The organism is Micromonospora sp. BS32, assembly GCF_059089345.1.
This window is the reverse complement of the sequence record NZ_JBSSHR010000017.1, coordinates 24,654-44,398: the sequence shown is the minus strand read 5'-3', so window position 1 is coordinate 44,398 and position 19,745 is coordinate 24,654. Positions and strand designations below refer to the sequence as shown.

The following is a 19,745-nucleotide window of genomic DNA, read 5'->3' as shown; positions in this document are numbered from 1 at the left end:
GTACGTCAGGCGCGGGTCCCGGCGCGTCGACGGCCGCTGCCGAAGACCCCGAGACCGGCCACCACGGCGAGCACGGCCAGGCCGCCGACCAGCAGCAGCGAGCCGACTCCCCGGTCCTCGGCGGTGCCCCCGCCGCCGGTCGCCGGGCCCTTGCTCGGCTGGGCCATGTTGAGCACGGTCAGCATGGTCGACGCGGTGTTGCCGTTGGAGCAGCGCAGGTCGACGGTGTAGTCGCCGGGTTGCTTGTTGCCCGGGATGGTCACCGCCCCGGTCAGGAAGCCGTTGTCGGGCCGGAGCATCACCCGACCGAAGGCGTCGGAGTGCACGTCCGCCTGCCGGTTGTTCGCGTTGTCGCAGCTGGCCCGGATGTTGACCCGGGTGCCGGCCTGCGCGCTGTTCGGCGTGACCTCGACGAACACGTTCTCGCCGGCCCTCGCCGGCGTGGCCGTCGCCAGCACGAACGCCGCGATCAGGGCGAACATGGCCAGCGCGGCGGAAAAGGCGCGGTGGTACGCGTGGAGCCCCCGCATGATTCCCCCCTCCCGGCGACGATTCGCCGGAATCCTGCGACGGGTGTTCGGGCCTGCATTCCCGTTGGCCCGGGGGCAAACCCGACGCCGCCGGCGGCGGGTGAGGGGCGGCCGGACGGGGGCGCCGGGGCGTACCCGGATCGGGTTCAGCGGCGGCGGGCGTCCGGTCTCCCGGCCGGCCGGGGCGGGAGCTGCCCGACCGGGTGCCAGTCCAGCGGGGTGGAGAGCACCATCGTGCTGGACGGCTGGCCGTACGGGGCGAGCCGGTCGATCACCGCCTCGAACTCCTCGATCGAACCGGCGGCCACCTTGAGCATGCTGCACGCGTCCCCGGTGATCCGGTGGATCTCCCGGATCTCCGGCCAGCCGGCCACCTCGGGGTCGTGCAGGATGCAGCGCGAGCCGTAGCAGGACATCCGGATCAGGGCGACCACGCTGCGGCCGGCCCGGGTCAGGTCGACGTGGGCGTGGTAGCCGGTGATCACGCCGGACTCCTCCAACCGGCGCACCCGCTCGGCCACCGCCGGCGGTGACAGGTGCACCCGGCGGGAGAGTTCGCTGAACGACAGTCGCGCGTCGGCCTGCAGCTCACGCAGCAGCGCCCAGTCCATCTCATCCACGCGGGGACTTTACCTTTCGCAAGCGGATCGGCAGAAGAGCGTTCCGGACTGAAGGTGATCAGCGGTCAGTGCCATCGAATCGGCATTCCGTAAGCCCCGGCGACCGCGGGATCATGTCGGCACCCGTACCAGGAGGAGACGAGACCGTGGAGCAGACCGACGTGCGGGCGCCCGCGCCGACCGCGGCGGTACGCCCGGCCACCCCGCAGCAGCGGGCCGCGCGGGCGGCCCGAAACCGTGGCGAACCGACCCTGGAGTTCGCCGACCGGGTGCCGTACGACGCGTACGTGCACGCCAGCACCCTGCACTCGTTGCAGCAGCCGGTGACCTCCGACCCGGGCGAGATGTCCTTCCTGATGGTCAGCCAGATCATGGAGCTGTACTTCGGGCTCACCTGCCACGAGCTGCGCCAGGCCCAGCGGGACCTGCGCGCCGACCGGGTCTGGGAGGCGTTGGCGCCGCTGCGCCGGGCGGCCCTGCACCTGGAGGGGCTCAACGCGGCCTGGCGCGGGCTGCGCTGGATGACGCCGGCCGACTTCAACCGGTTCCGCAACCAGCTCGGCGAGGGCTCCGGCTTCCAGTCCGCGATGTACCGACACCTGGAGTTCCTGCTCGGCCTGCGCGACCCGGCCCTGATCCGTCCGTTCCGCCGGCAGGAGCAGGTGCACGAGGAACTGCTGGCCGCCCTCGCCGCGCCGAGCCTCTGGGACGACGTGATCGCCCTGCTCGCCCGGCACGGCCACGACCTCCCGGCCGACCTGCTGACCCGGGACGTCTCCGTCGAGCACGGGTCGCACCCGCTGGTCGAGGCGGCCTGGGTGGAGATCTACGGCGACGACGGGCCGCGGAACGAGCTCCGGCTGCTCGGCGAGGCGCTGGCCGAGGTGGCCGAGCAGTTCGGTGACTGGCGGTGGAACCATGTGAAGGCGGTGCAGCGCACCATGGGCGCGAAGGTGGGCAGCGGCGGTTCCGCCGGGCTGGCCTGGTTGCAGCGGAGCATGGCCCGGGTGGTCTTCCCGGAGCTCTGGTCGGCCCGGACCGCGATGTGACCGGGGAACCGACGTTGAACCAGGAGCAGGAGGCCCACCGCCTCGACAAGGCCGACCCCGGCCACCGCCACCTCTTCCACGTGCCGCCCTCCGACGGCGGCCGCTACCCCGAGGCCGCCTACCTGGCCGGCAACTCCCTCGGCCTGCAACCCCGGGCCACCCGGGACGAGCTCCTCGCCGACCTGGACGCCTGGCGCCGGCTCGGGGTGGAGGGGCACCTGGAGGCGGAGCGGCCGTGGCTGCCGTACCACGAGCTGTTGACCGCGCCGGCCGCGCGACTGGTCGGCGCGTCGCCGGCGGAGACCGTGGTGATGAACTCCCTCACCGTCAACCTGCACCTGCTGATGGTGAGCTTCTACCGGCCGGCGGGGGCACGGACCCGGATCGTCGTCGAGGACAGCGCCTTTCCCTCGGACAGCTACGCGGTCCGCAGCCAGGCCCGGTTCCACGGCCTCGACCCGGACACCGCCGTGGTCCGGCTGCGCCCGCGCCCGGGCGAGGACACCCTGCGCACCTCCGACGTGGTCGACTTCCTGGCCGCCGAGGGCGGCACCGTCGCGCTGGTGCTGCTCGGCGGGGTCAACTACCTCACCGGCGAGCTGATGGACATCCCGGCGATCACCGCCGCCGGCCGGGCCGCCGGTGCGGTGGTCGGCTGGGACCTCGCGCACGCGGTCGGCAACGTGCCGCTGGCGCTGCACGACTGGGACGTCGACTTCGCCGCCTGGTGCTCCTACAAGTACCTGAACTCCGGGCCGGGGGCGCTCGCCGGCGTCTTCGTCCACGAGCGACACCTCGGCGACCCGGGCCTGCCCCGCTTCGAGGGCTGGTGGAGCACCGCGGCGGCCACCCGGTTCGAGATGACCCCGGTCTCCCGGCCGCCGGCCACCGTCGAGGCCTGGCAGATCTCCAACCCGCCGATCTTCGCGATGGGGCCGGTGCGGACCTCGCTGGAGCTCTTCGACACCGTCGGGATGCCCGCGCTGCGGGAGCGCAGCGTCCGGCTCACCGGGTGGCTGGAACGGCTCCTCGACGAGGTGACCGCCGGCCGGCCGCTGACCGTGGTCACCCCGCGCGACCCCGCGCGGCGCGGCTGCCAGCTCTCCGTGCGGATCGGGGAGGGCAGCGCGAACGAGCTGACCAAGCGGCTGCGGCACGAGCACGGGGTGATCGCCGACGCCCGGGAGCCGGACATCGTGCGGTTCGCCCCGGTGCCGCTCTACTCGACGTACCACGACTGCTGGCGGGCCGCCGACGCGCTGGCCGCGACCGTTTCCGAGGTGCACCCATGAGGACGGAACGCGACGAGATCGCCGTCGTCGGGGCGGGGCTGGCCGGCTGCCTGCTGGCCTGCTTCCTGGCCCGCCGCGGCTACCCGGTGGCGCTCTACGAGCGGCGGCCGGACCCGAGGACCGGGCGGGTCGAGCGCGGCCGGTCGATCAACCTGGCGCTCTCCGAGCGCGGCCTGGATGCGCTGCGCCGGATCGGGCTGGACGAGCAGGTGATGGCGGACGCGCTGCCGATGCGCGGCCGGATGATCCACCCGGTGCAGGGCGAGCCGCAGTTCCAGTCGTACAGCGTCGGCGGCGAGCGGGCGATCAACTCGATCAGCCGGGGCGCGCTGAACAACGCGCTGCTGGACGCGGCCGACAAGCTTCCCGGGGTGCGGATCGCCTTCGACCATCGGCTGGTCGGGCTCGACCCGACCAGCGGCGAGATGACCTTCGAGACCCCGCTGGGCAAGGTCGCCGCCGCCGCGTCGGTCGTCCTGGGCGCCGACGGCGCCGGCTCCGCGGTGCGCGGGCAACTCCTCGGGTACGGGGTGCTGACCGAGAGCCTGGACTTCCTCGACTACGGCTACAAGGAGCTCACCATCCCGCCGGTCGGCGGCGAGTTCGCCCTCGACCCGGGCGCCCTGCACATCTGGCCCCGCGGCACCTCGATGATGATCGCGCTGCCCAACCCGGACCGCTCCTTCACCTGCACCCTCTTCTGGCCCACCCACGGCACCGCCAGCTTCGCCTCGCTGGGCAGCCCGGCCGCGATCGAGCAGCACTTCGCCCGGCACTACCCGGACCTGCCGCCACTGGCCCCCAACCTGGTCGACGACTACCAGCACAACCCGGTCGGCGTGCTCGGCACGGTCCGCTGCACCCCCTGGCAGGTCAACGGGCGGGTCGGCCTGCTCGGCGACGCCGCGCACGCGATCGTCCCGTTCTACGGCCAGGGCGCGAACTGCGCCTTCGAGGACGTGGTCGAGCTGGACCGTTGCCTCGACGAGTGCGGCGACGACTGGTCGGCCGCGCTGCCGCTGTTCCAGCGCCGGCGGCAGGCCGACGCGGAGGCGATCGCCCGGATGGCGCTGGCCAACTTCGTGGAGATGCGGGACAAGGTCGCCTCGCCGGTCTTCCGGACCCGCAAGCGGATCGAGCACGCCCTGGAACGGGCGCTGCCGGGCCGGTACGTTTCTCAGTACGAGCTGGTCTCCTTCTCCACCACCCCGTACGCGCAGGTGCGCCGCCGGGTGCGCCGGCAGTACCAGGCACTCGGGGCGGTCGCCGTCGGCGCGGTGGCGTTGCTGGCCGGCGGCGTCGTGGCGATCAGCCGGAGGGGGCGGGGATGACGCTCTGGGATCCGCGGCTGATGGCCGGGCACGCGCCCGACGGGCCGGGGCTGCTGCGCAACTTCGTCGGCGGCGCGTTCGTCGACGCCGGAAAGCGGTTCACCAAGCGCAGCCCGGTGACCGGGGCGCCGGTCTTCGAGGTGGTCGAGGCCGACGCGTCCACGGTGGACGACGCGGTGGCCGCCGCCCGGGCGGCGCTGCGCGGCCCGTGGGGCCGAACCGGCGAGCGGGAGCGCGCCGAGGTGCTGCGCCGCGTCGCCGACGAGCTGGAACGCCGCTTCGACGACCTGGTCGCCGCCGAGGTCGCCGACACCGGCAAGAGCATCTCCCAGGCCCGGACCCTGGACATCCCGCGCGGCGCGGCCAACTTCCGGGCGTTCGCCGAGATCGTGGCGACCGCGCCCACCGAGTCGTTCACCACGGTCACCCCGACCGGCGGCCGGGCGCTGAACTACGCGGTCCGCAAGCCGGTCGGCGTGGTCGCCGTCATCGTGCCGTGGAACCTGCCGCTGCTCCTGCTCACCTGGAAGGTCGCCCCGGCGCTGGCCTGCGGCAACGCGGTGGTGGTCAAGCCCAGCGAGGAGACCCCCGCGTCGGCGACGCTGCTCGCCGAGGTGATGGCCGCCGCCGGCGTGCCGGACGGGGTGTTCAACCTGGTGCACGGCTTCGGCCCGGACTCGGCCGGGGAGTTCCTCACCCGGCACCCCGGCGTCGACGCGATCACCTTCACCGGCGAGTCGGCCACCGGCGGCGCCATCATGCGGGCCGCCGCGGACGGGGTGAAGGCCGTCAGCTTCGAGCTGGGCGGCAAGAACGCCGGCCTGGTCTTCGCCGACGCCGACCTGGACGCCGCGGTCGCCGGGTCGGTCCGGTCCAGCTTCACCAACGGCGGTCAGGTCTGCCTCTGCACGGAGCGGATCTACGTGCAGCGGCCGGTCTTCGAGGAGTTCACCGCCCGGCTGGCCGAGCGGGCCGGCGCACTGGCGTACGGCTGGCCGGCCGACGAGGCGACGGTGAACATGCCGCTGATCTCGCACGCCCACCGGGACAAGGTGTGCGGCCACTACGACCTGGCCCGCGCCGAGGGCGCCGAGGTGCTGGCCGGGGGCGGGGTGCCGCGCTTCGGCGACGCCCGCGACGGCGGCGCGTACGTGCAGCCGACGGTGCTCACCGGGCTCGGCCCGGATGCCCGGACCAACACCGAGGAGATCTTCGGCCCCGTCGTGCACGTCGCCCCCTTCGACGACGAGGACGAGGCGTACGCCCTGGCCAACGGCACCGAGTACGGCCTGGCGGCGACGGTCTGGACCCGGGACGTGGGCCGGGCGCACCGGGCCGGCGCCCGGCTGGACGCCGGCATCGTCTGGGTCAACACCTGGTTCCTGCGCGACCTGCGTACCCCGTTCGGCGGGGTGAAGGCCTCCGGCATCGGCCGGGAGGGCGGCGTGCATTCGCTGAACTTCTACTCCGAACTCACCAACGTCTGCGTGGACCTCTCATGAGCGAGCGTAGCGAGCGAATCATCAGCACAGCGCCTTCGAGCCTCATGTCGGGTCCGAGCGCAGCGAGGAGCCGGCATGAGAGCTGATATCGAAGCCGCCAACCGGGAGCTGACCGAGGCCCGGACGAGCGGGAAGCCGTGCCCGCCGCTGCGGGGCCGGCTGCTGCCCGAGGGGGACGTCGAGTCGGCGTACCAGGTGCAGCAGCGCCAGGCGCAGACCTGGTGGGACCGGGGCGAACGCCGGGTCGGCGCGAAGATCGGGCTGACCTCCCGGGCGGTACAGGAGAACTTCGGGGTCTACCAGCCGGACTTCGGGGCGCTCACCGACGCGATGGCGGTCGGCGACGGCGTCGAGGTGCCGATCGACCGGCTGCTCCAACCCCGGGTGGAGGCGGAGATCGCCTTCGTCCTCGGTGCGGACCTGACCGACGAACGGGTCACCACCGTCGACCTGATCCGCGCCGTCGACCACGTGCTGCCGGCCATCGAGATCGTCGACTCGCGGATCGCCGGCTGGGACATCTCCATCGTGGACACCGTCGCGGACAACGCCTCCAGCGGGCTCTTCGTGCTCGGCACCACGCCCCGTCGGCTCGCCGACGTCGACCTGCGGCTCTGCGGCATGGTGCTGGAACGCGCGGGGGGGCCGGTGTCGGTCGGCGCCGGGGCGGCCTGCCTGGGCAACCCGCTGCACGCCCTGGAGTGGCTGGCCGGCACCATGGCCCGCGCCGGGGATCCGCTGCGCGCCGGCGACGTGGTGCTCTCCGGGGCGCTCGGGCCGATGGTGCCGGTCACGCCGGGCGCCGCGTACGAGGCCCGGATCTCCGGGCTCGGCTCGGTGCGGACCTGCTTCTCGGCGGAGGTGGCGTGAGCGTGCGGAGTGAGCCGGGGTTGCGAGCCCCGCAGTCGCGAACGAGAGGCGGCACAGCATGAGCATCGGCGTGGCCGTGCTCGGGTCGGGCAACATCGGCACCGACCTGATGATCAAGGTGTTGCGGCTGAGCGACAGCCTGCGGATGGTCGCGATGGCCGGCATCGACCCGGCCTCGGACGGCCTGGCCCGGGCCCGGCGGCTCGGCGTGGCCACCACCGCCGACGGCGTGGACGGGCTGGTGGCGCTGCCCGAGTTCGCCGACGTCGAGCTGGTCTTCGACGCCACCTCGGCCGGCGCGCACCGGCACCACGACGCGGTGCTGCGCGCGCACGGCCGCACCGTGGTCGACCTGACGCCCGCCGCGATCGGCCCGTACGTGGTGCCGCCGGTGAACCTCGACGAGCACCTGCACGAGACCAACGTGAACATGGTGACCTGCGGCGGGCAGGCCACCGTGCCGATCGTCGCCGCCGTCGGCCGGGTCACCCCCGTCGCGTACGGGGAGATCGTCGCCTCCATCGCCTCGAAGTCGGCGGGCCCCGGCACCCGGGCCAACATCGACGAGTTCACCGAGACGACCGCCCGGGCGATCGAGGTGGTGGGCGGCGCCGAACGCGGCAAGGCGATCATCGTGCTCAACCCGGCCGACCCGCCGCTGCTGATGCGGGACACCGTCTACTGCCTCTGCCCGGACGCCGACGCCGACCGGGCCGCCGTCGCCGACTCGATCGCCGAGATGGTGGCGACCGTGCAGGAGTACGTCCCGGGCTACCGGCTCAAGCAGGACGTGCAGTTCGACCGGGTCGACGCATACCTGCCGTCGCTGGGTCGGCGTGTCGCCGGGCTGCAGGTCTCGGTCTTCCTGGAGGTCTCCGGGGCCGGGCACTACCTCCCCGCGTACGCCGGGAACCTGGACATCATGACCTCGGCCGCGCTGCGCACCGCGGAGCGGCTGGTCGCGGTGCGGACGAAGGGAGTTCCGGCGTGACGGACCTCTACATCCAGGACGTGACGCTGCGGGACGGCATGCACGCCATCGGCCACCGGTACACCGTCGACCAGGTGCGCACCATCGCCGCCGCGCTCGACGCCGCCGGGGTGGCCGCGATCGAGGTGGCGCACGGCGACGGCCTGGCCGGCTCCAGCGTCAACTACGGCCACGGCGCCGCCAGCGACACCGACTGGATCTCCGCCGCCGCCGAGGTGCTGACCACCGCGAAGCTGACCACCCTGCTGCTACCCGGGATCGGCACCATCGCCGACCTGCGGGCGGCGAAGGCGCTCGGGGTGACCAGCGTGCGGATCGCCACCCACTGCACCGAGGCGGACATCTCCGCCCAGCACATCTCCTGGGCCCGGGAGAACGGCATGGACGTCTCCGGGTTCCTGATGATGTCGCACATGAACGACCCGGCCGGGCTGGCGGAGCAGGCCCGGTTGATGGAGTCGTACGGGGCGCACTGCGTCTACGTCACCGACTCCGGTGGGCGGCTGCTGATGTCCGACGTGGCGCAGCGGGTCGACGCGTACCGGCAGGTGCTGGCGCCGGAGACGCAGATCGGCATCCACGCCCACCACAACCTGTCGCTCGGGGTGGCCAACAGCGTGGTCGCCGTCGAACACGGCCGGATCGTCGGCGACGCTCCGACCGGACCGGACGCCCCGCACGGCCGGACCGTCCGGGTGGACGCCTCGCTGGCGGGGATGGGCGCCGGCGCCGGCAACGCCCCGCTGGAGGTCTTCGTGGCGGTCGCCGAGCTGCACGGCTGGAAGCACGGCTGCGACGTGTTCGCGCTGATGGACGCCGCTGACGACGTGGTCCGACCGCTGCAGGACCGGCCGGTCCAGGTCGACCGGGAGACGCTCTCCCTCGGGTACGCCGGGGTGTACTCCAGCTTCCTGCGCCACGCCGAACGCGCCTCCGCGCGGTACGGGGTGGACGTCCGCTCGATCCTGGTGGAGCTGGGCCGGCGCCGGATGGTCGGCGGCCAGGAGGACATGATCGTGGACGTGGCGCTCGACCTCGCGGGTCGACGCGCCGAGCAGGGGGAGGGCGGCACAGCATGATCGGTCCGGACATCGCGGGGATCGCCGAGAAGCTGGCCGCGGCGGCCGACAGCGCCACCGCGGTCCCGCAACTCGCCGCCGAGACCGGCCTGGACGTGGACGCCGCGTACGCGGTGCAGACCGCGCTGCTCCAGCGCCGCCTCGACTCCGGCGAGCGGCTGGTCGGGCTCAAGATGGGGCTGACCAGCAGGGCGAAGATGGCCCAGATGGGCGTGGACGAGGTGATCTGGGGCCGGCTCACCGACGTGATGCGGGTCCCCGACGGCGGGACCGTGGACGTCGGAAAATTCATCCACCCCCGCGTCGAGCCGGAGGTGGCGTTCCTGCTGGACCGCCTCCCCGAGCCGGGCGAGCCGGTCGGCGCGTTCACCGACGCGGTCCGCGCGGTGGCGCCGGCGATCGAGCTGATCGACTCCCGGTACGCCAACTTCACCTTCTCCCTGCCGGACGTCGTCGCCGACAACACCTCCGCCGCAGCGTTCGTGGTCGGCCCCTGGTCGCCGGTGCCGGACGGGCTGGACAACCTGGGCGTGCTGCTGGAGATCGACGGGCGGGTGGCCCAGGTCGGCTCCACCGCGGCGATCCTCGGTGACCCGCGCCGGGCGCTCGACGAGGGCATCCGCCTCGCGGGCCGGCACGGGGTGCGGCTGCGCGAGGGCTGGGTCTTCCTCGCCGGCGCCGCCACGGCCGCCGTCCCGCTGCGCCCGGGCGCGCACGTCCGAGCGGTCGTGGAGAAGCTCGGCACCGCGTCGCTGAAGGCGTCGTCGTGAGCCAGCCGCCGACCCAGGGCGGCGTGACCGCCCGGGTGGTCGCCGGGAAGGCCGTCCCGCGCGGGGCCTTCCCGCACGTCAAGGTCGCCGGTGGGTTCGTCTTCGTCTCGGGTACGTCGTCCCGCCGGCCGGACAACAGCTTCGCCGGCGTGGCCGTGGACGAGTTCGGCACGACCGACCTCGACATCCGGGAGCAGACCAGGGCGGTCATCGGGAACGTCCGGGACCTGCTGCGCTCGGTCGGCGCGGAGCTCGCCGACCTCGTCCAGGTGACGACGTACCTGGTCAACATGAACGACTTCGGTGGCTACAACGAGGTGTGGGCGGAGTTCTTCGACGCGTCCGGGCCGACCCGGACGACGGTCGCGGTGCACCAGTTGCCGCACCCGCACCTGCTGATCGAGATCCAGGCCGTCGCCCTGCTCCCAGAAGGAGGTCCGTCGTGAGTGAGATCGCCGAGCCGTTCAGCTTCCCCGGCTGGATCGCGGAGAACCAGCACCTGCTGAAGCCGCCGGTGGGCAACAAGGAGATGTTCCCCGGCGGGGACGACTTCATCGTCATGGTGGTGGGTGGGCCGAACCAGCGCACCGACTTCCACGTCGACCCGTACGAGGAGTTCTTCTATCAGGTCAAGGGCAACATGCACATCAACCTGATGAGCCCGGAGGGGCCGCGTACGGTGCACGTGCGCGAGGGTCAGATGTGGATGCTGCCGCGCAACACCCCGCACTCACCGCAGCGCCCCGAGGCCGGTTCGATCGGCGTGGTGGTGGAGCGGGTCCGCGAGGAGGGCACGCTGGAGCGGTTCCAGTGGTACTGCCCGGAGTGCGGGCACAAGGTGCACGAGGTGGAGCTCCAGGTCCGCGACATCGCCGCCGACCTGCCCCCGGTGTTCCAGGCGTTCTACGCCAACGAGAAGGCGCGCACCTGCGGCGAGTGCGGCGCGCTGCACCCGGGCAAGGGCTGATGCCGGTGCCGGCCGCGCGATCTCCGCTGGTCGACGTGCACACGCACGTCGTACCCCGGGGGTGGCCGGACCTCGGCGCGGCGTGCGGCGGGTCCGGCTGGCCCTGGCTGCGGGTCGACTCCGAGCGCGCCGCCATGATCATGGTGGGGGAGACGGAGTTCCGGCCGGTCGGCGCGGAGTGCTGGGACGCGGGCATCCGGCTGGCCGACATGGACGCCGACGGGGTGGACGTGCAGGTGGTCTCGCCCACCCCGGTCTTCTTCAGCTACGACCGGCCCGCCGACCAGGCGGTGAAGGTCGCCCGCATCTTCAACGACCTCACCCTGGAGGTCACCGCGGCGGGCGGCGACCGGCTGGTCCCGTTCTGCCAGGTGCCGCTGCAGGATCCCGACGCCGCCTGCGCCGAGCTGGACCGCTGCCTCGCCGCCGGGCACGTCGGGGTGGAGATCGGCAACCACGTCGGCGATCGGGACCTGGACGATGCGGGCATCGTGGCGTTCCTGACCCACTGCGCCGAGGTCGGGGCGCCGGTCTTCGTGCACCCGTGGGACATGCCGGGCGGCCCGCGGCTGGACCGGTGGATGGCCCGCTGGCTCACCGGCATGCCCGCCGAGACCCACCTGTCGGTACTCGCGCTCATCCTCGGCGGCGTCTTCGACCGGGTGCCCGAGACGCTGCGGATCTGCTTCGCGCACGGCGGCGGCAGCTTCCCGTTCTGGCTGGGCCGCGCCGACAACGCCTGGCACCGCCGGGGTGACCTGGTACGCGGCGCCTCCACCGCGCCGCCCAGCTCCTACGTCGACCGGTTCAGCGTCGACTCGGTGGTCTTCGAGCCGGCCGCGCTGCGGCTGCTGGTCGACACGATGGGGGCCGACCGGGTGCTGGTGGGCAGCGACTACCCGTACCCGCTGGGGGAGCGGCCGGTCGGGCAGGTGGTGCACCGGTCCGACTTCCTCACCGACGAGCAGCGGGACAAGCTGCTCGGCGGCAACGCGCTGCGCTTCCTCGGTCTCGAACAGGGGTTCGCGATCCGCGAGCTGGTCTCGATCGACCGGGACTGGACGGGCATCCTCGACGACGACAAGACGCCGTCCTGACCCGGTCGTGTCGGGCCGCCGCTCGGCGTGGCGAACAGGCAGGATGACGGGATGGCCGAGCCGCACGACCTGACCGCGTTGGAGCAGGCCGCCGCGATCGGCCGGGGCGAGCTGTCCAGCGTCGAGCTGGTCGCGCACCACCTGCACCGGGTCGAGGCGCTCGGCGACACGGTCGGCGCGTTCGTGACCGTCACCGCCGAGCGGGCGCTCGCCGCCGCCCGGGTCGCCGACGCGACACCCGCCGACGAGCGCGGCCCGCTGCACGGCGTACCGACCGCGATCAAGGACCTGACCCTCACCGCCGGAGTGCGCACCACCTTCGGCTCGGCCGCCTTCGCCGACTTCGTCCCGCCGATCGACGCCGACGTGGTCCGACTGATGACCGCCGCCGGCCTGGTCAGCCTCGGCAAGACCACCACCTCGGAGCTGGGCTGCTCGCTCTACTCCGAGGGGCTGGTCGCGCCGCCGGCGCGCAACCCGTGGGACCTGGCGTACACCGCCGGCGGGTCCAGCGGCGGCGCGGCCGCCGCGGTGGCGGCCGGCCTGGTGCCGGTGGCGCAGGGCTCCGACGGCGGCGGGTCGCTGCGCATCCCCGCCTCGCTCTGCGGCCTCGTCGGCTACAAGCCCAGCCGCGGCCTGGTCTCCGGCGGCCCGCTCGGCTTCGGCGCGTTCGGCCTACCCGCCAACGGACCGATCGGGCGTACGGTCGCCGACGTCGCCGCGCTGCTCGACGCGATGGCGGTGCCGGTGCCCGGCGAGCCCTACCTCCCGCCGCCCCGCCCGGACGGCGGCTACCTCGGCGTGGCCCGCCGGGCCGCGCCCGGCCGGCTCCGGATCGGCCGGTTCACCGCCCCGATGCTCGCCGACGGCCCGGTCCACCCCGACTGCGTCGCCGCCGTGGACCGGGCCGCGGCGCTGCTCACCGCCGCCGGCCACGAGGTGGTCGAGGTCGACCCGCCGCTCGGGCCGGCGGCGTGGCCGCTCTTCGAGACCGTCTGGTACGTCCTCGCGCTCGCCCCGGTGCCGCCCGAGCGGGAGGCCGAGCTGCTGCCGCTGACCCGGCTGCTGCGCTCCCGCGGCGCGGCCGTCGGCGCCGGCGCGCTGCTGGCCACCCTCGGCGAACTCCAGGCCCAGGTACGCCTCGGCGCCCACCGGACCGGCGGCTGCGACCTGCTGCTCTGCCCCACCCTCGCCGCGCCGCAGGCCCCGGTCGGCTGGTTCACCGCCGAGGGGAACCCGGCGGCCGACTTCGACCGGCAGCGCCGATTCTCGCCGTACTGCGCCATCTTCAACGTCACGGGCGAACCGTCCGTTTCCCTGCCGATCGGGCGGACCGCGACGGACCTGCCCGTCGGGGTCCTGCTGACCGGTCGGTACGGCGACGACGCCCGACTCCTCGCCACCGCAGCGCAACTGGAAGACTGTAGTGACGGATGGGATCGGCACCCCGCAATCTGGCGGGGCGTCGACTCCGCTAACGTGAATGGCAGCGGAGTCGGGGGGTCGACAGAATGATCTTCCACCCGAACCGGATGTTCTGGTCTCTCTTTCCGCCTGGGGGCGTTGGGATTGTCTGTCACTGAGACTTTGCTGATCTTCGTCGGCATCCCGGCGGCCGTGGTGCTGGTGATCACCGGGATGGTGTTCGCCGCCAACCGTGGCGGCGGCGGCGCCAAGCGCTACCGGCCGGGCCGTCGCTTCGACTTCACTCCGGTCTGGTTCCTGGGCCGTCCGGAGCAGCTGGCCGACTCGGCCGGCACCGCCCTGGCCGCCGGCGCGCAGGCACCGGCGCTGACCAGCCACAAGCAGGAGAAGGCCGGCATCGAGGCGCCGGCCGGTGGAACCGGAGGCGCAAGTGACCGTTGGTGAGAAGCAGGCCGAGGCCGGGACGGGCACCCCGCCCGACGTGCTCGACGGGCCGTTCTCGACCCGTCAGCTGCTCCGCATCGACGAGGCGCTCCGCCTGGCCGACCAGGGGACCGGTCTGGTCTTCTCGGTTTACGTCGGCGGCCTCGACGAGCCGATCCGGGAGCACGCCGAGCGGCTGCACCGCCAGCTCGCCGAACCCGACAAGTCCGTGCTGATCGCGGTCTCGCCCAACCAGCGCCAGCTGGAGGTCGTCACCGGCCGGTACGCGCGCAAGCGCATCCCCGACACGTACGCCAAGCTCGCCGCACTGAGCATGGTGGCCTCGTTCGGCGGCGGCGACCTGGCCGGCGGCATCATTCAGGGCCTCGACCAGCTCGCCAGCCACGCCGGCAAGGGCTGAGCCCACCCGCTCGTACGACGAAGCCCGGTCCGCGTGAAGCGGACCGGGCTTTCTCGTTCCTCAGCGATAACGGCCCGGGGTCGGCGCGGGCTTCCACCCACGCCGGCCCCGGGCCGGGTACCGATGCTCAGGCGCTCTGGGCGTCCTTCGCGCGGGCCTTCAGGGCCCGGACGACGCCGTCACGGCCCTCGGCGACCAGCCGGCGCAGCGACGCCGGGTGGCCGTCGCCGGCCAGCCACGCGTCGGTGGCCGCCACCGTCTCCTCCTCGACCAGGTAGGCCGGGTACGCGAGCTGCACGAACTCCTGCGCCGGCTCGCTGTCCCGCTGCGCCCAGATCTGGGCCACCGTGGCGAAGTACTTCTCCCGGTACGGCGCGGTGAGCTCCACCTGCGTCGGGTGGGTGAAGCCCTGGAGCAGCGCCCGGTTGCGCCAGTTGGGCAGGGACTCCGGGCCGGTCAGCTCCGCCCACACGGCGGCCTTGTTCTCCGCCGTCGGGACCAGCGCGTGCGCGTACGCCGCCTCCCGCTCGCCGCTGGCCGTGCGGTCGGCGGCCAGCTCGGCCTCGACCTCGGCGGCGCCCGCCGCCCCGTTGGCCACCACCGACTGGAGGATGGCCCAGCGCAGCTCGGTGTCGATGGTCAGGCCGGCCGGCACGCCGGTGCCGTCGAGCCAGCCGCGCAGCGTCGCCAGGTCCTCGTCCGACCGGGCGGCCGAGACGTACGCGCGGGCCCAGGCGAGCTGGAAGCCGCTGCCCGGCTCGGCGTTCGTCAGCGCGTCCTTCGCCGTCCGGGCCAGCTCGGCCCAGCCGGTCGGCGCCCACGCCGGGTCGGCGTAGAAGGTGAGCGAGGTGCTCGCCTGCCGCAGGGTGGCGGTGACCAGGTTGATGTCGGTCTCGGCGGGCAGCCCGGCGAGCGCCAGCGCCACGTAGTCGCGGGCCGACAGTTCGGCGTCGCGGACCATGTCCCAGGCGGCGGTCCAGCACAGCGCCCGGGCCAGCGACGAGTCGAAGCCGGCGATGTGCTGCACCACGGTCGCCATCGACCGCTCGTCCAGCCGCAGCTTCGTGTAGGTCAGGTCGTCGTCGTTGAGCAGCAGCACGTCGGCGGCGGGCTTGCCGTGCAGCACCGACAGCTCGGTCAGCTCCCCGGTCACGTCGACCTCGACCCGCTCCCGGCGGACCAGGCGGCCGTCGGTCAGGTCGTAGAGGCCCACGCCGATCCGGTGGGTACGCAGCGTCGGGTGCCCGGCCGGGGCCTCCTGGCGGACCAGCACCTGCTCGTAGGTGCCGTCCGCGCCGATGACGACCTCGGGGCGCACCGTGTTGACCTGCGCGGTCTCCAGCCACTGCGCGGCGAACTTGCGCAGCTCCCGGCCGGAGGCGGTCTCCAGCTCGGAGAGCAGGTCGTCGAAGGTGGCGTTGCCCCAGGCGTGCTTGCCGAAGTACGCCCGCAGGCCGGCCAGGAACGGCTCCTCGCCCACGTACGCGACGAGCTGCTTGAGCACGCTGGCGCCCTTGGCGTACGTGATGCCGTCGAAGTTGACCTCGACGGCCTCCAGGTCCGGCATCTCGCAGTAGACCGGGTGGGTGGAGGAGAGCTGGTCCTGCCGGTAGCCCCAGTTCTTCCGGATCGACAGGAAGGTCGTCCACGCGTCGGAGAACCGGGTGGCGTGCGTGTTGCACCAGTGGCTGGCCCACTCGGCGAACGACTCGTTGAGCCACAGGTCGTTCCACCAGCGCATGGTGACCAGGTCACCGAACCACATGTGCGCCAGCTCGTGCAGGATCGTGTTGGCCCGCTGCTCGTACTCGAAGTCGGTGACCTGCGAGCGGAAGATGTAGTGCGACTCGGCGTGCGTGACGCAGCCGAAGTTCTCCATCGCGCCGGCGTTGAAGTCCGGCACCCAGAGCTGGTCGTACTTGGGCAGCGGGTAGCGGACCCCGAACTTCTCGTGGAAGAAGTCGAAGCCCTGCTTGGTGATCAGGAACAGGTCGTCCGAGTCCAGGTAGCGCGCCATCGACGCCCGGCAGAACACGCCCAGGTCGATGCCGTCGTGGCTGTCCCGCACCTCGTGGTACGGCCCGGCGCAGAGCGCGGTGATGTAGGTGCTCATCCGCGCCGACTCGACGAAGTGGACGGTCTTCAGCCCCTCGCCGGCCGGCTCCTCGCGCTCCACCGGCATGTTGGACACCACCCGCCAGTGCTCCGGGACGGTGGCGTGCCAGGTGTAGACGCTCTTCAGGTCGGGCTGGTCGAAGCAGGCGAAGACCTTCTGCGCGTCGGCCGTCTCGAACTGGCTGTAGAGGTAGGTCTCCCCGTCGACCGGGTCCACCGTGCGGTGCAGGCCCTGCCCACTGTTGGAGTAACCGAAGTCGGCGTCCACCACCAGGGTGTTCTCCGCGGCCAGGCCGGTCAGCGCCAGGCCCTTCTCGGCGGACCAGCCGGCGAGGTCGACCTCGACGCCGTTGAGCGTCGCCGAGCGCACCGACTCGGCGGCGGTCTCGATGAAGGTGCTGGCGCCCGGCTCGGTGCAGCGGAACCGGACCTCGGTCACCGACCGGAACGTGCGGCCATCGGCCTGCACGGCGGTGGACAGGTCCAGGTTGATGTCGTACCCGGTCACCTCGAGCAGGCGGGCCCGCTCGGTGGCCTCCACCTGGGTCAGGTTGCGCACTCCCGGCACTGTTCGTCTCCATCCCACTATTGCCGCGTCGCGGCTGCGCCAGCCCCGCCCGCCGCTCGTGACGGCCGGCCCGAGCCGAGTCTTCCATGCACCGACGCCCCGCGGTGGTCGAGGTCACGCTCTCATTCCGCTGCCGGTCGATGCCGTCCGGGGTGAGGATCGGTGACAGAGGCGTCGGGTCACCGACGCACCCCGTCGCGAAGGGACTCCACCGTGACCGAGCGTGTCACCGTCGACATGTGGTTCGACCCGTTGTGCCCGTGGGCCTGGATCACCTCCCGTTGGCTCCTGGAGGTGGAGAAGGTCCGGGAGCTGGACATCGCGTTCCACGTGATGAGCCTCTCCGTGCTCAACGAGGGCCGGGACCTGCCCGAGCAGTACCAGGAACTGATGAAGAGCGGCTGGGGCCCGGTGCGGGTCTGCATCGCGGTCGAGCAGGCGCACGGGCCCGAGGTGCTGGCGAAGCTCTACACCGCCCTGGGCAACCGCATCCACCTGGGGAAGGAGCCGCTGGGCCGGGAGCTGCTCACCGCCGCCCTCGCCGAGGTCGGGCTGGACCCGGCGCTCGCCGACGCCGCCGACTCCACCGCGTACGACGAGGCGCTGCGGGCCAGCCACGAGGCCGGGATGCGGCCGGTCGGCACCGACGTCGGCACCCCGGTCATCCACGCCCCCGGCCCGGACGGCGGCAAGGTCGCCTTCTTCGGCCCGGTGATCACCCCGGCCCCGAAGGGCGAGGCCGCCGGCCGGCTCTGGGACGGCGTCCTGCTGGTCGCCGGCACCCCGGGCTTCTACGAGCTCAAGCGCTCCCGCGAACTCGGCCCGATCTTCGACTGACCCGCCGCCCCGGTCCGGGCCCGTCGGCCTCCGCCGGCGGGCCCGGTGCCGTCCGTGGCCACCCGGCCCGGGCAAGCGGGGCGTCACCCTCCCGTACGCGGGGTCGTTTCACCCGGTGTCCAGCGCAGCGGCCACCCGCAGTGGCCGCACCCGGCTGCCCGGAGGCATTCCCGATGGCCAAGCACCGCCACCCGTCCGCTGACGATCCGTCGACCGGGGAGGGGGCGCCAGATGTCCGCGCCACCTACTGGTCGGTCGACGACTGCCCCTGGGCCACGGTCAGCCCGACCCTTTCCGCCGACATGGTCGACCTGCTCGCCTCGCCGATCGTGGTCGGCGTCGCCCGGGTCCCCGTCGCCTCCCGGGCCACCCCGCCCGGTGCGGTGGTGGCCCGGCCGGCCGCCGCGGGTGGCGGGGCCGTCCGCACCCTCGGCCCGGCCGGTACCGCGCCGGCCGGCCGTCCCGCGCCCGTCCCCGGCCCGACCGGGCGACACCGTCGGGCCCGGGGTACGGCCGAGCGGGGCTGACCGGTTCATCTGGTGGACCCGCGCGGGGTCGCCGTCGTCCGGGCCTCCGCCGCCGGTAGCGTCACCTTCCATGACGGTCGTGCATCCGATCGCCCGGGCCTGGATCACCACTGGCGGCACCGGCGCGCAGAACTACGACGAGTTCGCCGACGACGCGGAGATCACCGCGATCATCGAGGCGAACCCGCACAGTGCCCTGGGCATCGAGATGCCCCACCGGGCGCCGGAGAGCATCGGGAAGTCCTTCCTCGACGCGCTTCCCGACGCGGTGGCCCGGCTCGCCGAGGCGAAGGCCGACGGCAGCTACACCCCGGCCGAGCAGGTGGTGGTCCTCTACCGGATCAGCGCGCCGGGGGAGGAGTCCGCGTACGGGCTCTGGGCCATGGTGGACACCGACCAGATCTCCACCAGCGCCGACGAGCCCGGCCTGGTCATCCGCAACGAGGACGTCTTCATCGCCAAGGTGCGCGAGCGGGTCGCCCTGGCCGAGGCGCTCGGGCACCTGCTCTCGCCCGTACTCCTGCTCCAGACCGGTCGCGGCGACGAGCTGCACGCCGCGCTGGCGGCGGCGACCGAGTCGGCCGGCGCGCCCGCCGCGACCGACATCGACCAGGCCGGGCGGACGCACGCCATCTGGCTGCTCGGCCCCGGGCCGGAGCAGGACGAGCTGACCGCCCTCGCGGGCGGCGGCGAGCTGGTGGTCGCCGACGGCAACCACCGCAGCCTCGCCGCGCAGACCGGCGGCCTGCCCCGCTTCCTGTCCGTGGTCACCACGCCGGCATCGGTCGCCATCCAGCCGTACAACCGGCTGGTCAGCGAGCTCACCAGCACGCCGGACGAGCTGCTCGAGCGGCTCCGCGCCGCCGGCGCCGAGATCACTCCGATCGACGGCCCGGTCGACGTCCCGTCGGCCGGCGGCACCGTGCACCTCCGTCTCGCCGGCCAGGGGTACGCGGTCACCCTGCCGCGCGACGAGGGCGCCGCCCGGCTGGAGAACCTCGACCACGCCCTGGTCGAACGGCTGCTGCTGCGCGACGCGCTCGGCCTCGACCCGGGCGACAAGCGGATCACCTACGTCGGCGGCGACTACCCGGCGAGCTGGCTCACCGGCGAGGTCGACGCCGGCCGGGCCGCGCTGGCCGTGCTCATCGCGCCGGTGACCGTGGACGACTTCGTCGCGGTCAACCTGGCCCGGGAGAAGATGCCCCGCAAGAGCACCTGGTTCACCCCGAAGGCGCGCGGCGGCCTGGTCGTCGCCGAGCTGCCCCGCTGAGGCTGTGACGAATCCGCCCCGGTACGCCGCCCGCGCGGTGTGCCGGGGCGCGGCCTGA

20 protein-coding genes are annotated in these 19,745 nt (G+C 73.3%); 17 read left to right on the top strand and 3 right to left on the bottom strand.

The window, feature by feature from the left end; translation table 11 throughout:
* Positions 1-5: 5 nt before the first annotated feature.
* Entirely contained in the window at positions 6-530 is a 525-nt protein-coding gene (locus tag AC5RWQ_RS22810) for a hypothetical protein (RefSeq protein ID WP_334487277.1), read from the bottom strand.
* Between the two features lie 146 nt (positions 531-676).
* On the bottom strand, positions 677-1,150 hold the full coding sequence (locus tag AC5RWQ_RS22805; RefSeq protein WP_494284715.1) for an Lrp/AsnC family transcriptional regulator: 474 nt from the start codon (positions 1,148-1,150) through the stop codon (positions 677-679).
* A 146-nt stretch (positions 1,151-1,296) separates the two neighbouring features.
* Here AC5RWQ_RS22805 and AC5RWQ_RS22800 point away from each other — a divergent pair, with 146 nt between their 5' ends.
* The 14 genes from AC5RWQ_RS22800 to AC5RWQ_RS22735 all read left to right on the top strand — a co-directional run bounded on the left by AC5RWQ_RS22800 (position 1,297) and on the right by AC5RWQ_RS22735 (position 14,367).
* Positions 1,297-2,199 carry a tryptophan 2,3-dioxygenase gene (locus tag AC5RWQ_RS22800; RefSeq protein WP_494284714.1) on the top strand — a complete coding sequence of 301 codons (903 nt, stop codon included), beginning with the start codon at positions 1,297-1,299 and terminating at the stop codon, positions 2,197-2,199.
* Positions 2,175-3,491, top strand: coding sequence for a kynureninase (gene kynU, locus AC5RWQ_RS22795; protein ID WP_494284787.1), 1,317 nt, complete (start codon positions 2,175-2,177; stop codon positions 3,489-3,491). The genes AC5RWQ_RS22800 and kynU overlap by 25 nt, the downstream gene beginning before the upstream one ends.
* Positions 3,488-4,822 (top strand): FAD-dependent oxidoreductase, encoded by a 1,335-nt coding sequence (locus tag AC5RWQ_RS22790; protein WP_494284713.1) that lies wholly within the window; start codon positions 3,488-3,490, stop codon positions 4,820-4,822. Before kynU ends, AC5RWQ_RS22790 begins: the two co-directional genes overlap by 4 nt.
* A 20-nt stretch (positions 4,823-4,842) precedes the next feature.
* On the top strand, positions 4,843-6,324 hold the full coding sequence (locus tag AC5RWQ_RS22785; protein ID WP_494284786.1) for a 2-hydroxymuconic semialdehyde dehydrogenase: 1,482 nt from the start codon (positions 4,843-4,845) through the stop codon (positions 6,322-6,324).
* 75 nt (positions 6,325-6,399) lie between these two features.
* A complete protein-coding gene (locus tag AC5RWQ_RS22780; RefSeq protein ID WP_494284712.1) occupies positions 6,400-7,194 on the top strand; it encodes a 2-keto-4-pentenoate hydratase in 795 nt (264 codons plus the stop codon).
* 58 nt (positions 7,195-7,252) lie between these two features.
* A complete protein-coding gene (locus AC5RWQ_RS22775; RefSeq protein ID WP_494284711.1) occupies positions 7,253-8,185 on the top strand; it encodes an acetaldehyde dehydrogenase (acetylating) in 933 nt (310 codons plus the stop codon).
* Positions 8,182-9,264, top strand: coding sequence for a 4-hydroxy-2-oxovalerate aldolase (gene dmpG / locus AC5RWQ_RS22770; RefSeq protein WP_494284710.1), 1,083 nt, complete (start codon positions 8,182-8,184; stop codon positions 9,262-9,264). The genes AC5RWQ_RS22775 and dmpG overlap by 4 nt, the downstream gene beginning before the upstream one ends.
* Positions 9,261-10,034 (top strand): 2-keto-4-pentenoate hydratase, encoded by a 774-nt coding sequence (locus tag AC5RWQ_RS22765; protein ID WP_494284709.1) that lies wholly within the window; start codon positions 9,261-9,263, stop codon positions 10,032-10,034. Before dmpG ends, AC5RWQ_RS22765 begins: the two co-directional genes overlap by 4 nt.
* 23 nt (positions 10,035-10,057) lie before the next feature.
* Positions 10,058-10,480: a RidA family protein gene (locus tag AC5RWQ_RS22760; RefSeq protein ID WP_494284785.1), complete on the top strand. Its 423-nt coding sequence runs from the start codon at positions 10,058-10,060 to the stop codon at positions 10,478-10,480.
* On the top strand, positions 10,477-11,001 hold the full coding sequence (locus AC5RWQ_RS22755) for a 3-hydroxyanthranilate 3,4-dioxygenase (protein ID WP_494284708.1): 525 nt from the start codon (positions 10,477-10,479) through the stop codon (positions 10,999-11,001). Before AC5RWQ_RS22760 ends, AC5RWQ_RS22755 begins: the two co-directional genes overlap by 4 nt.
* Positions 11,001-12,098 carry an amidohydrolase family protein gene (locus AC5RWQ_RS22750; protein WP_494284707.1) on the top strand — a complete coding sequence of 366 codons (1,098 nt, stop codon included), beginning with the start codon at positions 11,001-11,003 and terminating at the stop codon, positions 12,096-12,098. The genes AC5RWQ_RS22755 and AC5RWQ_RS22750 overlap by 1 nt, the downstream gene beginning before the upstream one ends.
* A gap of 51 nt (positions 12,099-12,149) precedes the next feature.
* Positions 12,150-13,613 (top strand): amidase, encoded by a 1,464-nt coding sequence (locus tag AC5RWQ_RS22745; protein ID WP_494284706.1) that lies wholly within the window; start codon positions 12,150-12,152, stop codon positions 13,611-13,613.
* Positions 13,614-13,667: 54 nt separating this feature from the next.
* On the top strand, positions 13,668-13,967 hold the full coding sequence (gene ctaJ, locus AC5RWQ_RS22740) for an aa3-type cytochrome oxidase subunit CtaJ (RefSeq protein WP_494284705.1): 300 nt from the start codon (positions 13,668-13,670) through the stop codon (positions 13,965-13,967).
* Positions 13,954-14,367, top strand: a complete 414-nt coding sequence (locus AC5RWQ_RS22735) for a DUF5130 family protein (protein ID WP_494284704.1) — start codon at positions 13,954-13,956, stop codon at positions 14,365-14,367. The genes ctaJ and AC5RWQ_RS22735 overlap by 14 nt, the downstream gene beginning before the upstream one ends.
* A 127-nt stretch (positions 14,368-14,494) precedes the next feature.
* On the opposite strand, the gene pepN is transcribed toward AC5RWQ_RS22735, so the two are convergent.
* Positions 14,495-17,041: an aminopeptidase N gene (pepN, locus tag AC5RWQ_RS22730; protein ID WP_494284703.1), complete on the bottom strand. Its 2,547-nt coding sequence runs from the start codon at positions 17,039-17,041 to the stop codon at positions 14,495-14,497.
* Between the two features lie 222 nt (positions 17,042-17,263).
* Here pepN and AC5RWQ_RS22725 point away from each other — a divergent pair, with 222 nt between their 5' ends.
* The 3 genes from AC5RWQ_RS22725 (at position 17,264) to AC5RWQ_RS22715 (ending at position 19,687) form a co-directional block, all read left to right on the top strand.
* Positions 17,264-17,887: a mycothiol-dependent nitroreductase Rv2466c family protein gene (locus AC5RWQ_RS22725; RefSeq protein ID WP_494284702.1), complete on the top strand. Its 624-nt coding sequence runs from the start codon at positions 17,264-17,266 to the stop codon at positions 17,885-17,887.
* 173 nt (positions 17,888-18,060) lie between these two features.
* On the top strand, positions 18,061-18,414 hold the full coding sequence (locus AC5RWQ_RS22720) for a hypothetical protein (protein WP_494284701.1): 354 nt from the start codon (positions 18,061-18,063) through the stop codon (positions 18,412-18,414).
* Positions 18,415-18,484: 70 nt separating this feature from the next.
* Complete coding sequence (locus AC5RWQ_RS22715) at positions 18,485-19,687, top strand: DUF1015 family protein (protein ID WP_494284700.1); 1,203 nt, start codon at positions 18,485-18,487, stop codon at positions 19,685-19,687.
* Positions 19,688-19,745 lie beyond the last annotated feature (58 nt).

Coding starts and splice junctions, on each gene's coding strand:
- AC5RWQ_RS22810 (WP_334487277.1), bottom strand. CDS start 530: ATGCGGGGGCTCCACGCGTACCACCGCGCCTTTTCCGCCGCGCTGGCC.
- AC5RWQ_RS22790 (WP_494284713.1), top strand. CDS start 3,488: ATGAGGACGGAACGCGACGAGATCGCCGTCGTCGGGGCGGGGCTGGCC.
- AC5RWQ_RS22785 (WP_494284786.1), top strand. CDS start 4,843: ATGGCCGGGCACGCGCCCGACGGGCCGGGGCTGCTGCGCAACTTCGTC.
- AC5RWQ_RS22780 (WP_494284712.1), top strand. CDS start 6,400: ATGAGAGCTGATATCGAAGCCGCCAACCGGGAGCTGACCGAGGCCCGG.
- AC5RWQ_RS22775 (WP_494284711.1), top strand. CDS start 7,253: ATGAGCATCGGCGTGGCCGTGCTCGGGTCGGGCAACATCGGCACCGAC.
- AC5RWQ_RS22765 (WP_494284709.1), top strand. CDS start 9,261: ATGATCGGTCCGGACATCGCGGGGATCGCCGAGAAGCTGGCCGCGGCG.
- AC5RWQ_RS22750 (WP_494284707.1), top strand. CDS start 11,001: ATGCCGGTGCCGGCCGCGCGATCTCCGCTGGTCGACGTGCACACGCAC.
- AC5RWQ_RS22745 (WP_494284706.1), top strand. CDS start 12,150: ATGGCCGAGCCGCACGACCTGACCGCGTTGGAGCAGGCCGCCGCGATC.
- AC5RWQ_RS22720 (WP_494284701.1), top strand. CDS start 18,061: ATGGCCAAGCACCGCCACCCGTCCGCTGACGATCCGTCGACCGGGGAG.
- AC5RWQ_RS22715 (WP_494284700.1), top strand. CDS start 18,485: ATGACGGTCGTGCATCCGATCGCCCGGGCCTGGATCACCACTGGCGGC.